Source organism: Methanofervidicoccus abyssi, assembly GCF_004310395.1.
GTDB classification, from domain to species: Archaea; AGJL01; Methanococci; order Methanococcales; family Methanococcaceae; genus Methanofervidicoccus; species Methanofervidicoccus abyssi.
On the sequence record NZ_BFAX01000001.1, the window covers coordinates 22,699 to 37,301 of the forward strand.

General features: G+C 36.2%; 11 protein-coding genes and 2 tRNA genes. 6 read left to right on the plus strand and 7 right to left on the minus strand.

What is annotated here, in order from left to right:
• Positions 1-18 precede the first annotated feature (18 nt).
• Together MHHB_RS00140 and rqcH are read right to left on the minus strand one after the other, a co-directional pair.
• Positions 19-108, minus strand: a tRNA-Ser gene (locus MHHB_RS00140).
• Between the two features lie 151 nt (positions 109-259).
• Positions 260-2,311, minus strand: coding sequence for a ribosome rescue protein RqcH (gene rqcH, locus MHHB_RS00145; RefSeq protein ID WP_131006601.1), 2,052 nt, complete (start codon positions 2,309-2,311; stop codon positions 260-262).
• Positions 2,312-3,070: 759 nt separating this feature from the next.
• Between rqcH and MHHB_RS00150 the strand changes: the two genes are divergently transcribed.
• The 4 genes from MHHB_RS00150 to comC are packed head-to-tail and all read left to right on the plus strand — an operon-like array spanning position 3,071 to position 5,878.
• Entirely contained in the window at positions 3,071-3,649 is a 579-nt protein-coding gene (locus tag MHHB_RS00150; protein WP_131006602.1) for an adenylate kinase, read from the plus strand.
• 51 nt (positions 3,650-3,700) lie between these two features.
• A complete protein-coding gene (locus MHHB_RS00155) occupies positions 3,701-4,297 on the plus strand; it encodes an EMC3/TMCO1 family protein (protein ID WP_131006834.1) in 597 nt (198 codons plus the stop codon).
• A 6-nt stretch (positions 4,298-4,303) separates the two neighbouring features.
• Positions 4,304-4,828, plus strand: a complete 525-nt coding sequence (gene endA, locus MHHB_RS00160) for a tRNA-intron lyase (protein ID WP_192893779.1) — start codon at positions 4,304-4,306, stop codon at positions 4,826-4,828.
• A gap of 9 nt (positions 4,829-4,837) precedes the next feature.
• The gene (gene comC / locus MHHB_RS00165) at positions 4,838-5,878 is read left to right on the plus strand and encodes an L-sulfolactate dehydrogenase (RefSeq protein WP_394342762.1); all 1,041 of its coding nucleotides are present in this window, start codon (positions 4,838-4,840) and stop codon (positions 5,876-5,878) included.
• A gap of 225 nt (positions 5,879-6,103) precedes the next feature.
• On the opposite strand, the gene MHHB_RS00170 is transcribed toward comC, so the two are convergent.
• Together MHHB_RS00170 and MHHB_RS00175 are read right to left on the minus strand one after the other, a co-directional pair.
• A tRNA-Ala gene (locus tag MHHB_RS00170) sits at positions 6,104-6,180 on the minus strand.
• 51 nt (positions 6,181-6,231) lie between these two features.
• Positions 6,232-7,260, minus strand: a complete 1,029-nt coding sequence (locus MHHB_RS00175; protein ID WP_131006604.1) for an A24 family peptidase C-terminal domain-containing protein — start codon at positions 7,258-7,260, stop codon at positions 6,232-6,234.
• Positions 7,261-7,701: 441 nt separating this feature from the next.
• Here MHHB_RS00175 and MHHB_RS00180 point away from each other — a divergent pair, with 441 nt between their 5' ends.
• Positions 7,702-8,889 carry a redox-regulated ATPase YchF gene (locus tag MHHB_RS00180; protein WP_131006605.1) on the plus strand — a complete coding sequence of 396 codons (1,188 nt, stop codon included), beginning with the start codon at positions 7,702-7,704 and terminating at the stop codon, positions 8,887-8,889.
• 264 nt (positions 8,890-9,153) lie between these two features.
• Positions 9,154-10,767: a fumarate reductase (CoM/CoB) subunit TfrA gene (tfrA, locus tag MHHB_RS00185; protein WP_131006606.1), complete on the plus strand. Its 1,614-nt coding sequence runs from the start codon at positions 9,154-9,156 to the stop codon at positions 10,765-10,767.
• 204 nt (positions 10,768-10,971) lie between these two features.
• On the opposite strand, the gene nrdD is transcribed toward tfrA, so the two are convergent.
• The 3 genes from nrdD to MHHB_RS00195 all read right to left on the minus strand — a co-directional run bounded on the left by nrdD (position 10,972) and on the right by MHHB_RS00195 (position 14,326).
• On the minus strand, positions 10,972-13,278 hold the full coding sequence (gene nrdD / locus MHHB_RS00190) for an anaerobic ribonucleoside-triphosphate reductase (RefSeq protein ID WP_131006607.1): 2,307 nt from the start codon (positions 13,276-13,278) through the stop codon (positions 10,972-10,974).
• 127 nt (positions 13,279-13,405) lie between these two features.
• The gene (locus tag MHHB_RS06440) at positions 13,406-13,546 is read right to left on the minus strand and encodes a hypothetical protein (protein ID WP_153801559.1); all 141 of its coding nucleotides are present in this window, start codon (positions 13,544-13,546) and stop codon (positions 13,406-13,408) included.
• Between the two features lie 18 nt (positions 13,547-13,564).
• Positions 13,565-14,326 (minus strand): sugar phosphate isomerase/epimerase family protein, encoded by a 762-nt coding sequence (locus tag MHHB_RS00195; protein ID WP_131006608.1) that lies wholly within the window; start codon positions 14,324-14,326, stop codon positions 13,565-13,567.
• Positions 14,327-14,603: the final 277 nt, after the last annotated feature.

A 14,603-nucleotide genomic window follows, 5' to 3' on the forward strand; every position in this document is an offset into this window, starting at 1 on the left:
TATAAAAAAATATTCTAATGGCGCGGAGGCCGAGATTTGAACTCGGGAAGGGCATAACGCCCAACGGGATTAGCAGTCCCGCGCCGTACCAGGCTGGGCCACCTCCGCACCTAATCCATTATAGTAAAAATACATTACTACTATATAAATTTTTCGATCAATGCATATCTAACATCTCCACTATAAGCCCCAATATTTCGTTAGACTATTGATGGTTGTTGCTAGTTTAAAAATTAATGGTGGTTAGACACATTCCCTATCAATGTTCCCTAACTATGTCACTCTCTCCTGGTGGAAGAACCCTGAGGATGTCTTCGTCATCTACATCGTAATCTTTAAATATCTCCTTAAGTTCCTTTATAAGCTCTCCCTTCTTCCTCCTGGCAGGTTTTATCATTACATATTTCTCAAAGTTTTTGGCGGTCTCAGGAGGTGCTGTAGTTAACTTCTTCTCCCCTTCGTACTCCAAGATACCTATACATAATCCCAGAGGCACACTCCTTATAAAGTTCCTCCTACCTCTTATCATAAACGCCCCTTTCTTCAGATACTCTCCACTCTCTGCAGTCTTTGAGATCTGCTCAGGTCTTACCCAGTAGACATCTGTATTACCCAGTCCCAACTTCCAGGCCCTTGAATGGGAAGCTGCAAAACGAGCAGTTTCCCACAACAATCTCTCTCTTTTCTCCTCCTCTAACTCTCCTATATCTCTATCCATCTTGATAACTGCAAAGGGTGCCCCCTCCATAAGTGTATGGAATACTATATCCTTATCATCTGTGTATCTCTTTATAAGTATCTCGTTTGTCGTTGCATCTTTTCCAGCCAGTATTAAGTAGCCCTCTATAACAGTCCATTTGAATTTCTCATACCACTTCCTCTTTTTCCTCTTCTTTTTTACAAGAGATTTTTTCTCCATCTCCTTGATCAACTTCTGTTCCAATTCCCCCTCCCTTTTCAACCTCTCGAGTTTCTCTCTACTTAACTCTATAGCCTTCTTAACACCCTCCATTTTACTCTTGAACTTCTTAGATCTACTGTAGTACTCTTCTGCATTCTCAAAGGCGTTTTTTCTTATATCTAATACAATATCTCTCTCTATAACCCCTTCCCCGTAATCTGCAGATAATCTAAGTACAACTTCTCCACTTTTCTCTCTTATAGAAACAATCTTACTAAGAAGAGGATTATCTCTGTTTTCCTTAATTATCTTCTTTATCTCTGCCCAGTCCATTCTCTCCCTTGCCTGCCTGAGAGCATTGAGGATCTCATCCACTACGTTGTAGTTGGCATATATCAGATCCCCCTTTATCTGGTTCTCCTGTGCCGTCTTTTCGTACTTCTTTAAAGTTTCCATCTGGCTCTCGAGGATCCTCTCCTGCTTTTTTATAATCCTCTGTAATTTACTCTCAACCTCCTCTACAACCTTCTTTGCTATATACTGGGAGAAGTAGTCATCCACTGCGTTTATGAATTTTTCGTAGTACTTTTTCTCGTAATCTTTATATCTTATCAGTTCCACTGGAGATACATCGAAATACCCTCCATCTTTTAAAACTATATGGGGCTTTCTATCTTGAAACATCCTCTTGAAGAACTCTCTACATCCGTTATACAGTTTCTCTATCTCCTCCTCGGAGAGATTCACAGTTTTCTTATCTACACCTGCAATATAACATATCTCCTCAGCATATGTTCCTGCTAAACCAAAGATCCTTGAAATAACCCTTACACATTCCGTCTTCTTATTTTTATCATCTTTAAACTTATCTCTAAATATCTCATATGCTATTGAGTATTCCAAATTAAATGGAGTTAGATCCCTCTGAGGTGGATACTTATAGATCTCCTTTGGGATTATCTCCCTACTACTCCACCTTTCCATCTTTAGCGGTAGTATTATCCTATCCTCACTATCTAGAAGTATCACATTACCCTCACCGAAGAGTTCCACAATAAGTTTATAGATATTCTCCTTCCACTGAAATGTTATCTTAACTATTCTATCAAAATTATGCTGTTCCACACTGGTTATTCTAGTGTTTTTCAGATACTTCCTCAGTAGCATTGCAAAGGATGGGGGATTTTTAGGTTTCTCCCTGTTGTATTCTGTTAAGGTAATATACTTGTAGGTGCCTATCCCTATGGCCACCTCCTTTGCACCTTCATCTGGAACATGTATCTTCAGTATCAATTCCTTTCCTCCCTGAGAATCTATTAGAAATGCCTTATCCAATATTCCATTTACTATCTCTCCTTGGAGTTCCTGTACTATGGCGTATATATCTACGTTAGTTAGATCCTTTTTCATAGTATCACCTAAGTAACTCAAATAATCTAAATTTTTAGTTAATATATGGTACAGTATATTAAATTAAAACTATGATAATTTATCATAAAACAGGATTATCATAAAAAACTGGACAGATTTAGAACCTCTTTAAAATCTCTCAAATGCAATGATAAAAACAATAGTTACAATCATAATTGTTATAATTAAAATAAAAATAATAAAAATTATTATATATTAAGAATCTTAATAGAAATGAATGTCTCGGAATTTTCCTGGACCCTAGGATAAATATTTACATGTTACATTATAAGATATCCAGAGTATCTAAAAGTTTTTTGTTTTAAAACCTTTTTCTAAAAAAAACTTTAGTAATCACCATTCTGATCCTCCGCTACTTTTTGAAGCTTGTGAATCAGTAGTAGCAGATAACTTCCCCCTTCTCAGCTTCATTGGAGAACTTTCGGGAAAACGATGACTTCTCCATCTTCAGGACCATCAAATCAGCTCTCACCCACATCCCTGTCTCCTTCGAGATCGCAGTTGATACATCCCATAACCTTGTGTCTATTCAGGCCTAATTTACCTACACATCGGGTACAGGGAGGAAACATGAGTATATTGACAATAATAAAAATATTTAAAGATTTGACTCGGTTATTTATTTATAAAACAGCTTTCCTAATAAAACCTACCTAATAAAAATGAAAAGTATAAAAATCACTAATATAAAAATTATAACACGATATATCTAATATCATAAAGAAAAAAGGTGATAAAGTGAAAAATAAAGTGGTAATTGTCACCGGAGTGCCTGGAGTAGGAGGTACAACTTTAACCCAGAAGGCTATAGAGAAGTTGGAAAAGGAGGGAATTCACTATCAGTTAGTAAATTTTGGCACTGTAATGTTTGAAGTTGCAAAATCGGAGAACTTGGTAGAAAACAGAGATCAACTGAGGAAGTTAGATCCAGATACCCAGAAGAGAATACAAAAGATGGCTGGAAGGAAAATTGCCGAGATGGCTATGAAGGGTCCTGTTATTGTAGATACCCACAGTACAGTTAGAACTCCCAAAGGTTATTTGGCAGGATTACCTAAATGGGTACTGGATGAACTTAACCCAGATATTATAGTACTTGTAGAGACTACTGGAGACGAAATACTCATGAGAAGACTGGGAGATACCAGTAGAAATAGGGATTTAGAAACCACTAAAAGTATAGAAGAACATCAGTTTATGAACAGATGTGCTGCCATGGCCTATGGAGTACTAACTGGAGCCACTGTAAAGATAATTAAAAACAGGGATAAACTATTAGATGACGCTGTTGAAGAGTTAGTATCTGTTTTAAAGTAATTCTTTTTTATTCTTTTTCTTAAAAATATTGAGGAGGTAAAGATGTTTGAGATATTCCGTTTTATTGTAGATACCTACTATAAAACAATGGATATGCTATTTATGCCCATTGTAATAAATATCCATCCTGCCCTTGCCATACTTATAATAGCCTTTATAGTATCTTTTATTATTACATTAGCAACGAAATTGTTAGTTGATCAGGAGAGAATGGAAGAGATTAAAAAGAGAATTAAAGAGTTCCAAGTAAAGGTAAGGAAAGCCTCTAAAGATCCAGAACTTATGAAGGAGATTGAGAAGGAACAGGAAGAGATAATGAAGATCCAGATGGAAATGATGAAGATGAGTTTTAAACCTATGATATACACCTGGGTACCTATTATAGCCATTATTGCATATCTGAAGCATGTCTACGGTTACAACGGGGTATTACATACCTTAAACCCCTCCTGGAATGGAGTAGTGGTATATCTTCCGACCATTCTCTCTAAGTTGTTGTTGGTACCCTTCTTTCACTGGTTAGGTGGTTTATTCTATCGAGGGGGATTTGGAATAGTTTCGGATGAAGCTCTTGGATGGCTTGGATGGTATGTGATATGTTCCATGGCTACATCTACTTTTTTGAGGAAGGTGATGGGTATAAAATAAGGGGATATGATGGCAAAGAAACCTGTAGTGGGAATACTCTCTGGGGAGAGGATTGTTGTATTTAATAAAGAAGGGATATCCAGACTAAGTGCCAAGAGGTACGGGGAGTTAAACGAGAACTTTTTATCACTATCTCTCATAGAAGGACTCTATTTACTGTCGAAAAACAGTATTAAAGTTAAATATAAAGATAGGTTTCTGTCATTTGAAGAACTCTACAACTACGCCAAAGAGATAGATGAGAGGTTATGTATAAAGTATCTGGTGTATAGAGATCTAAAAAATAGAGGTTATACCGTAAAAACTGGACTTAAGTACGGGGCTGATTTCAGACTCTACAGTAGAGAGAACATAGAAGAGATACATTCTGAGTATCTCGTAAAGGTATTCTCCGAAGATAAGCCCTGTTCCATCTCAGAACTTACAGGGTTTGTAAGGGTCGCCCACTCTGTTAGAAAGAAGTTGATAATCGCCATTGTAGACAACGACGGAGATATCGTTTACTACAATATGGAGTATATAAGGCCTTAAGGTGACAGGATGACTTTGAGGATCTCACCTGAGAAGGAGAAGGAACTTATTATAGACATATTGAAAAGTTACGGTGTAAGTGAAGAAGATGCAGAAATCACCGCAAATATATATGTGGAGGCCGATCTCAAGGGATTCCGATCACATGGTATAGGTAGATTTCCCCAGACAGTTGTGGGTATAGAAGTAGGAAATATCAACGTCAATCCAGATATCAAGATAATAAGGGAGAGTCCTGCAATAGCAACCATTGATGGAGATATGGGGTTAGGTTATGTGGTGGGAGAGAAAGCTATGAAGTTAGCTATAGAGAAGGGGAAAAATATAGGTATAGGTGTAGTGGCAACTGTGAATTCCAACCATTTCGGTATAGCAGGCCACTATTCAGAGATGGCACTTAAAGAGGATCTAATAGGCATAGTGATTACAAATACAGATCCTGCAATGGCTCCTTTTGGAGGTATAGAGAAAATACTTGGAACAAATCCAATAGCAATTGCTATCAAGGGAAAAAAACATATTTACTCCTTAGATATGGCTACATCTTCCATTGCAAGGGGGAAGATATTAGAGGCTGCAAGGACTGGAAAGAGGATTCCTGAAAATTGTGCCATAGATAAAGAGGGCAATCCAACTACAGATCCTAAGAAGGCCTTAGAAGGTTGTATATTACCATTTGGAGGGCCAAAGGGATATGCCCTGGCCCTTGCAATTGAAATGATTGCTGCAATAGGTGGAGCCGAGATGGGCACTAAGGTTAGGGGAACTGCAACTCCTACTGAGAGATGTACTAAAGGAGATCTCTTTATAGCTATAGATCCAGGATTCTTTGGAGATAAGGAAAAGTTTATGGAAAAGGTAGATATGCTCATAGAGGAGATAAAAAACTCCAAACCTGTTAAGAATTCCAAGATACTTATCCCTGGAGAGATAGAGAGAATGAATATGGAGAAATACAGGAGAGAAGGTATTGAGATTGACCAGGTGCTTTACAACAGGTTAAAGGAGATATGTGAAAAGAGGGGATTGGACATAGAAAAATATTTTTAAGTATTTTTAATTCAGATTATAAAAATATATAATAATTTATTAATAATAATTTATTAATATTAAAATCAGATAGACAGACAGATAACAATTAAATATAATAAAATTATTCCAGAAAAATAAATGTAGAAAGGTTTTTATCCTTTTTTATTTTATGTTATTTTAATTATATTTTTAAAATTACACAAATAACCTAAAAAATAAAAAAAATAATAATACGTAGAAAAATGGTGGACTGGGCGGGATTTGAACCCGCGGCCTCCGCACAGCCAATGCGGCGATCTCCCAGACTGATCTACCAGCCCTCAGTGTGGAGCATTTTAAGTTATTTCTTCTATATATATTTTTCGGTTCTATCATATCACTCCAAAGTAGTAGTGAAGTATCAACACTATTAGATATCCTATCACTACAAAAGGTACAAAAGGATATGTTGTAATTAAAGTTAACTCTTCTACAGATATATTCCCCTCTCTATGTAGTTTTTGTAGAAGTTTTATATCCTCCTCTCTTAACCCATCTCCATCTGTAAGGATGATTTTATCGTAGTCTCCTTTTTTCCCCATCTCCATATCCAACATCAGTTTAAACCTTTTCCACATTCCAGCTTCTTCTACCTTAGCCACGCCATCCTTTATGTAGATAACATCTCTTAGTATATCTCCTTCCTTCAACTGAGATATGGGCTTTTTTACAGATACCTCGGCACCAGTTAATGCGTATATCACAAGGGATATGAGAATAAGCTCAAATACATATATCACAAAGAAAATCAGAAGGTTATTATTTATAAAGTAATTCTTATCTACTATGTAGATACCAAGGAGATAGATAGGAGTTAAATAACTTAGTTTATTTATAATCTTTTTGTACCATGGTACTTTTCTGGAGATATATATGGAGATAATTACATAGGCCCAGAGGAGAAGAGAAGCGTAAGGTATCTTATACCTATAGAAGAGATATCTCAGGGAACCATAAAATACACTTAAACCTAATGAAATTGGTACAATACTTTTCCAGTATTTCCTAAAGATATTTATCAGAGGAAAAAGAGCTACAATTCCAGCACTTATACCTATCAACAGAAGTATAGGTATTGGTACATGTAATATAGTATCTCCATAGGAGAATATTGGCGCCAAAGTGGTGAATATCTTTACATCCCCTCCTCCCATACCTACACCTAAGATGAGACAGAGTATCAAAGTGGCGAAGAAAGAGAATATAGCGTCTAATCCAAAGAGATAGTAACCAACTGAAAGGTTTATCAACAACATAAGGATAATGACAATATGAGGTACTTCCTTAGTTTTAATATCCATGTATGAGGCTATCAAAAGGAGGACGAAGTTGATGAGATAAACTATCGTTAAGATATCCATTTTTCCCACCTAAATATAACAACCCCCAAAATTTTTACAAATATTTTTATTTTTAACAATAAAAAATTATAAATAAATGATTAAAATTTAAGTAAGAATAGTATCATACTTTTCAAATACACAAGGATATCCTGGAGATTTATGTAATAACTTCACTTTCCAATAGTTTAAACATATATAAATGATATATAATAGATAGTAACTGTTGTGTTAGAAGAGAGGAATTGTTCTTCCTCCAATGTCTGCGGGTAAGGAGAGATACTATTTTTTACCTTATATTAATTCCTTATATTAATTATTATGGCATTATCATTATTGATTTTATATTTGTCATATTGATTTTTTATAAGATTTTTGATGAATGAGAAAATATATTTTATTTTTATAAGGTACAAAATTAGATATAGTCACAACAAGTTAAAAAAATATCTAAGTGAAACTATGGCTATCTTGGGACTAGTGGGAAAACCGAATGTAGGAAAATCTACACTATTCAATGCAATGACAGAGAAGGCTGTTGATATTGCCAACTATCCCTTTACAACTATCAATCCAAATGTTGGAATATCTTATATTACCACACCCTGTCCATGTAAGGAGTTGAATCTTAAATGTAATCCCCAAAACTCCAAGTGTATAGATGGTATAAGGCACATTCCTGTTGAGGTTGTAGATGTTGCAGGACTTGTTCCAGAGGCACATAAAGGGAAAGGTATGGGAAACAAATTCTTGGACGATCTAAGGCAGGCTGATGCTTTTGTATTGGTGGTGGATGCAAGTGGTAAAACAGATCTAGAGGGGAATCCTACTGAGAATCACGATCCTGTGGAAGATGTAAAATTTCTACTGAAGGAGTTAGATATGTGGATATATGGAATACTCTCTAAGAACTGGGATAAACTAGCTAGGAGAGGGCAGCAACAGAAAAATATCGTTAAGATTATCGCTGAACAACTTAGTGGTCTAAATATCTCAGAGGAGGATGTGAAAAGTGCCATAAACACTCTTAGTTTAGATGAAAATCCTCAGAGATGGCGTGAAGAAGATCTACAGAACTTGGCAGGAACCTTGAGAAAAATCTCTAAACCTATGATCATAGCTGCAAATAAGGCTGATCATCCAGATGCCATGGAAAATATTAAGAGATTAAAAGAGGAATTTAAGGACTACATAGTTATACCTACATCGGCGGAGATAGAACTGGCACTGAGGAGGGCGGAAAAAGCAGGGTTGATAAAATACGACAGGGTTAAAAATGACTTTGAGATAGTGAGTGATTCACTGAATGAAGCTCAGAGGAATGCCTTGGAGTATATCAGAGAGTATCTAAAAAAGTACGGTAGCACTGGAGTGCAGGAGGTTCTCAACAGAGCATACTTCGATCTCTTAGATATGATAGTTGTCTATCCTGTAGAAGATGAGAACAAATACTCAGATAAGAAAGGTAACGTACTACCAGATAGTTTTCTGGTAAAGAAAGGAACTACTGCAAGAGACCTGGCATATATGATACATACCGAAATAGGAGATAAATTTATATACGCCATAGATGCTAGGAAGAAGATGAGGGTTGGAGCAGATTATCAGTTAAAGGATGGGGATATTATAAAGATAGTATCTGCGAAGTAAATGATTAATTTTTTTGGGTAAAAAATAAAAAAGTAAAAAAAGTAAGTATCATTTTAGGGGAATGGATAGATAATAGGGATTCGTATTCTTTTTTATGATTTTATTAATCACTGTTTTAATAAAGATAATTATAATGATAATTTTAATAATAACCAAAACCATTACCTATACTCATATTCATCCAACAATAAAGGAGAAAGATAATCACTGTTTAGAAAATCCTATATCTTGTCGATACTAAAATGCCAAGTTCTTGGTGATACCGTGATAACAGATGTTCTTATAATAGGAGGGGGAGGGGCTGGTGCTAGATGTGCAATAGAGTGTAGTGGTAAGAGGGTTGTTGTGGCAGTTAAGGGGTTATTTGGTAAAAGTGGGTGTACTGTAATGGCTGAAGGGGGTTATAATGCTGTACTGGATCCTGAGGATGATTTTGAGAAACATTTTAGAGATACCTTGAAGGGAGGAGGTTATATAAACAACCCTAAATTGGTCAAGATACTGGTAAAAAATGCCCCAAAGGAACTGAGAAACTTAGAGAAATTTGGAGCATTGTTTGACAGAAAAGAAGACGGTAGCATAGCCCAGAGGCCCTTTGGAGGACAGAGTTTTAACAGGACATGTTACTGTGGAGATAGAACTGGACATGAGATAATGACATCTCTGATGGAGTATATCTGTAAGTTGGACAACGTTACTGTACTGGAGGATGTAATGGCTATAAAACTGATAGTAAAAGATAACAGATGTTATGGAGCTATTTTTTTAGATCTCATAGATGGGAGGATATTTCCCATATATGCAACATCTACGGTAATTGCCACAGGAGGTGCTGGACAGATATATCCTATAACTTCCAACCCTCTTCAAAAAGTAGGAGACGGTTTTGCAATGGCTTACTGGGAAGGAGTGGAGTTAATAGATATGGAAATGGTGCAGTTCCATCCTACAGGAATGGTAAATAGCGGTACTTTAGTCACTGAAGCTGTAAGAGGTGAAGGAGGCATACTCTACAACAGGTACGGAGAGAGGTTTATGGCAAATTACGATAAAGAGAGGATGGAATTATCTACAAGGGATGTTGTTGCAAGGGCTATATACACGGAAATAAAGGAAGGAAGGGGGATTAATGGAGGTGTATATTTAGATGTGTCTCATTTAGAGGATGATGTTATCGAGGAGAGACTTGAGACAACATTCAAACAGTTTCTAGATATAGGGATCGACATAAGAAAAGAACCTATGATAGTGGCACCTACTGCCCATCACTTTATGGGGGGTATAAGGATAAACGAGAGATGTGAGACGAACATCGAGGGGCTATTCGCCTGTGGAGAGGTTACAGGAGGTATCCATGGGGCAAATAGATTAGGTGGCAACGCCCTTGCAGATACCCAGGTATTTGGAGCGATTGCAGGAAGAAGTGCAGGGGAGTTTGTAGAAGATAGGGGGAATTTAAGGGATATGGTAGATGTAAGTGGTATGATTAACAAGATAAAGGACGATATAAGGGGAAAAATAGAGACAGATAGAGGACATTCGATACATTCACTTATAAGGGATCTTAAAAGCACCATGTGGGATAAAGTGTCTATAGTCAGGGATGAAAGAGGGTTAAAAAGTGCCCTATCTAAGATAGAACTTCTAAAAAAGAACTTAGAAAATGTAAAGTTAAGGAATATATTCGAAATTCAGAAATACTTTGAATTTAAAAGTATGATAACAGTTGCAGAACTTGTGACCAGGTGCGCCTTGGAGAGGAGAGAAAGTAGGGGAGCCCATTACAGATCAGACTATCCAGAAACTAAGGAAGAATGGAAGGGGAACTTAGTTATATCTAAAGATGGGATAAGATTTATAGAAGCCCTTTCGATTTGAAACAAAAGAGAGTAATAAAAAATTTCAAATAGGATTACAATAAAGATTATAATATTATAATATAAAGAAGTATTGTTAAAAATCATAAAACCTTTAAACACTGGCAAAAAATATAAGTAAAATCTTTTTTAATGCCAAGCAGTTTGTTGAGGTTTTGTTCTCTTATTTTTTTATAATAATAATATAATAATTTATAATAATAATTTAAACCTTAGGGATATTACTTCTCCTATCTATTAACTCCTTCTTCTTCGCATCGTTCCAGTTGGAGACGTTCTGTAGATAACCAGTTATCCTACTGTACCTCTGAATACTACTACTACCACAATATACACATCTATCTTTTAGACCTGCAATAGATCTACCACATCTTTCACATATACTTAAGTTCTTTGTATATGTCCAGAAACCTATATTGGACTTTTCCACAATTTTCTTAGTTATATCCATAAGTACCTCTGGATCTGCATAAGCCTCGATGTTCCAGAAGTGAGTAATATGTCCCCCATTACAAAGTGGATGAAACCTCTCCTCTATCCTAACCTTCTCCCCTACAGACACTGGAGCATTTACTCTAACATGTGAAGAGTTTGTATAGTAGAGAGTATTTATATTGGAGAAATCTCCATTTACCACAAATTTGCATTCTTCCTTGTAATATCTGTAGTCCAACCTGGCAAACCTTCCTGCAGTACTCTCCGCTGGCGTCTGAGTTACGCTCCACCTTAAACCTGTCTCCTCCTTTAAGTTATCTGCATAATCCCTTATGTATTTAATTACTTTCTCCCCAAACTTAAGGGCGTACCTGGATTCATGAAGTTCCTCCCCTATATGGTATTTGAGAAGTTCATTCAACCCTACGAAACCGAAGGTTTTAGTGGTATTCTCGTATTTGTAGTACTGCTCTCCATTGAACCTCTGTGTTAAAAATGGTAGTATTCCACCTTTGAGGACCTTTTCAGTTACCTGGTGTTTTATATAAAGCGCCCTCTTAAGTATCTCCAACCTCTCCTGAAGTATCTCGAATAGCCTGTCATCATCCCCTTTAGCCTCATAACCTATCCTCGGTAGATTGACAGTGTACCACTGCATATTTCCAGTTCTTAAAGTATCTATTTCCACATCACCTTTCCAGTCTCCACTTAATCTCGTCCTGCACCCCATGGCGTTGGTATTCTCCACCTGCCATTCAGGGTACATGTTTATAAAGTAAGGTATTCCCCACTTACTACTAAGTTCATGGAGTTTTATCATCAGATCCCTGTTTTCATCCTTAAACGCCCTCTCCCTCAACTTCACAATGAAGTTTGGAAATAGGAAAGGTTTTCTTACAGCGTCTCCTTCCATCATCACATCTATGAGAGCCTCTAAGATAAGGTGAGCCTCCTCTTCGTATTCCTCGTAGGTGCCCCTTACATCCCCTGCAACAACAGCTTCCTTATCCCTTAAGTACTCTGGCACTTCTAACTCTAAGTTTATACTACTGAAGACAGTTTGTCCCCCCCTAGCAACATACATTTGATTCATCTCGTAAATAAACATCTGCATAAGTTGTTTTATCCTCCTGTAGGATAATCCCCTCATATAAGGTGCTAACCATATGTTGAACTCGTCTATCGACTGGCCCCCACTCATCTCACACTGGGCAGCGCTTAATACCTTAGCAGCGTGCTGTATTGCAACCTCTGGATGCTTTGCAGGTTTTGAGACACTTGTATGTCTCCCAGTACCATCTACTCTTAACCCGTACATGAAGAAGTTCCTTAAGTCATGCTGGCAGCATACAGGTCTTATTGCAGCGTACTCCAAGTCGTGGAGGTGGATATCTCCTCTCATATGTGCATCTGCAATATCCTTCGGGAATATCTCTAAGAGGGCGTACTGCTTCATCGTTTCGTCTGCAACCCACTTATGTATAGACTCTGGGTTGTGCATGAGGTTTGCGTTCTCCCTACATCCTTCATTTATAAGTTTTTTAATGTCGTATATAGGAATACCTAACCTTGTGTGTCTTATTCTGTACTCTTCCAATCCGTATTCTATCAACTTTGCATTTACTAGTTCTCTTATCATCGGTGCTGTGATGTACTTAAGGTTAAGTCTCTTCAGAGATTTTTCAATCTCGTTTCCTATCTTTTCAGCAGTTTCTTTATCTAACCCAGTTTCATCTATAAGTTTCTTGATAATCCTGGTTTTATCAAAGGGCTGGATCTCGTTGTTGGAGGTTCTAACTACTAAATTATGCTTTTGTTTATATTTTTCTAAGTAGTTAGTTCCATTTTCCCTGTCTATCTCTTTCAGTGATTCACATACAATTTCTTTTATCTCTTCAGTAGTTATTCCATCGTATAACCTAGATTGAAGTACAGCGAGGATTCTGTTTATGTGTCTGTAATCAACCTGAGAGTTCAAAAGAGATTTGACTAACTTATTTAGATCGAATAACTCCCTTACACCATTCTTTTTAACGACATAGATCTTGCAATTTTTATAGTATCTACTACTTATCATCACTACCACCAGATATTAAAGAGATATAAAAAAGTACCAAATAACTACGATAACTAATAATCCTTATACTATTAATATTTTTTTAAAATTCTAAAATACTTATTTTCAAATATTAAAAGATTTACAACTATTCCAGCAGATCCTTCAGATGTTCAATACATTTGACTATATCGTCAATACTATTATTCTGCATCTCTATCATCTTTATTCCATTTATTCTTCTTAATTTGTCTCTGTAATCTCCAAAGGGTATCCTGCCTTTTTTCAAATATTAAAAGATTTACAACTATTCCAGCAGATCCTTCAGATGTTCAATACATTTGACTATATCGTCAATACTATTATTCTGCATCTCTATCATCTTTATTCCATTTATTCTTCTTAATTTGTCTCTGTAATCTCCAAAGGGTATCCTGCCTTTCCCTATGCACAGATGTTCATCAAGATCTCCGTTGTTGTCGTGTATATGGACATGGGTTATTTTCTCTATAACTCCTCTCTCTAAAAAACTTTCTATATTTCTATTTAAGAAGGCATGACCTATATCGAAGGTTATGCCTATATCCTCCAAATGTTCAAGAATCTCCTTAGTAGGTTCCCTGAACATAAACATACTATAAGAAGGCATATTCTCAATGGTAATCTTAGTACTGTACTCTTCCTGAATCCTGTTCAACTCCTTCAAGGTTTTTATAAGGGATTCTAAGGCTACAGTGTAATCGTCTTTAAATACACAGTAACCAGGATGGAGTACAAGAATACTACTATTTACCTTACTGGCAACCTGCAGGATATCTCTGACAAGATCTAAACTTGCCCGTCTTATCTTCTCCCTAAAGGAAGAAAGATTTAGATCTGTCAGTGGACAGTGGAGCGTGTATTTTAAGTTGTAGGAATCTACCACTTCTATGTTCTCCTCCTTCATAATATTTAAATTACCATCACATAATAACTCAACATACTTTACCTTACCCTCTAAGAAGTCTAAAGCATTGGGAAGGCTCTTTTTAGAGTCTAAAAATACACTACAGGATACTCCGATCTTCATGGTTTCACAGAGATTGTTTATGAACCACTTTCTCTCCGTTAAAGTTAAATCTTTATACATTATAAAGATTATTGAATTATACTAATTATAAAAATGATTAAAGTTAAAATAATGAAAAAATCATTACAATTAAAATCTCAATGAAAATGAGCAAATAAAAAATAAGGTAGAACTATTAAATATTTCAGGATTTCCGAATACTAAATAAATATTTAGTTGTATTAGGAAGTATTCAGGTTTATCTAGGAGTTTTATATTTTTTACTTTTCTTTATATT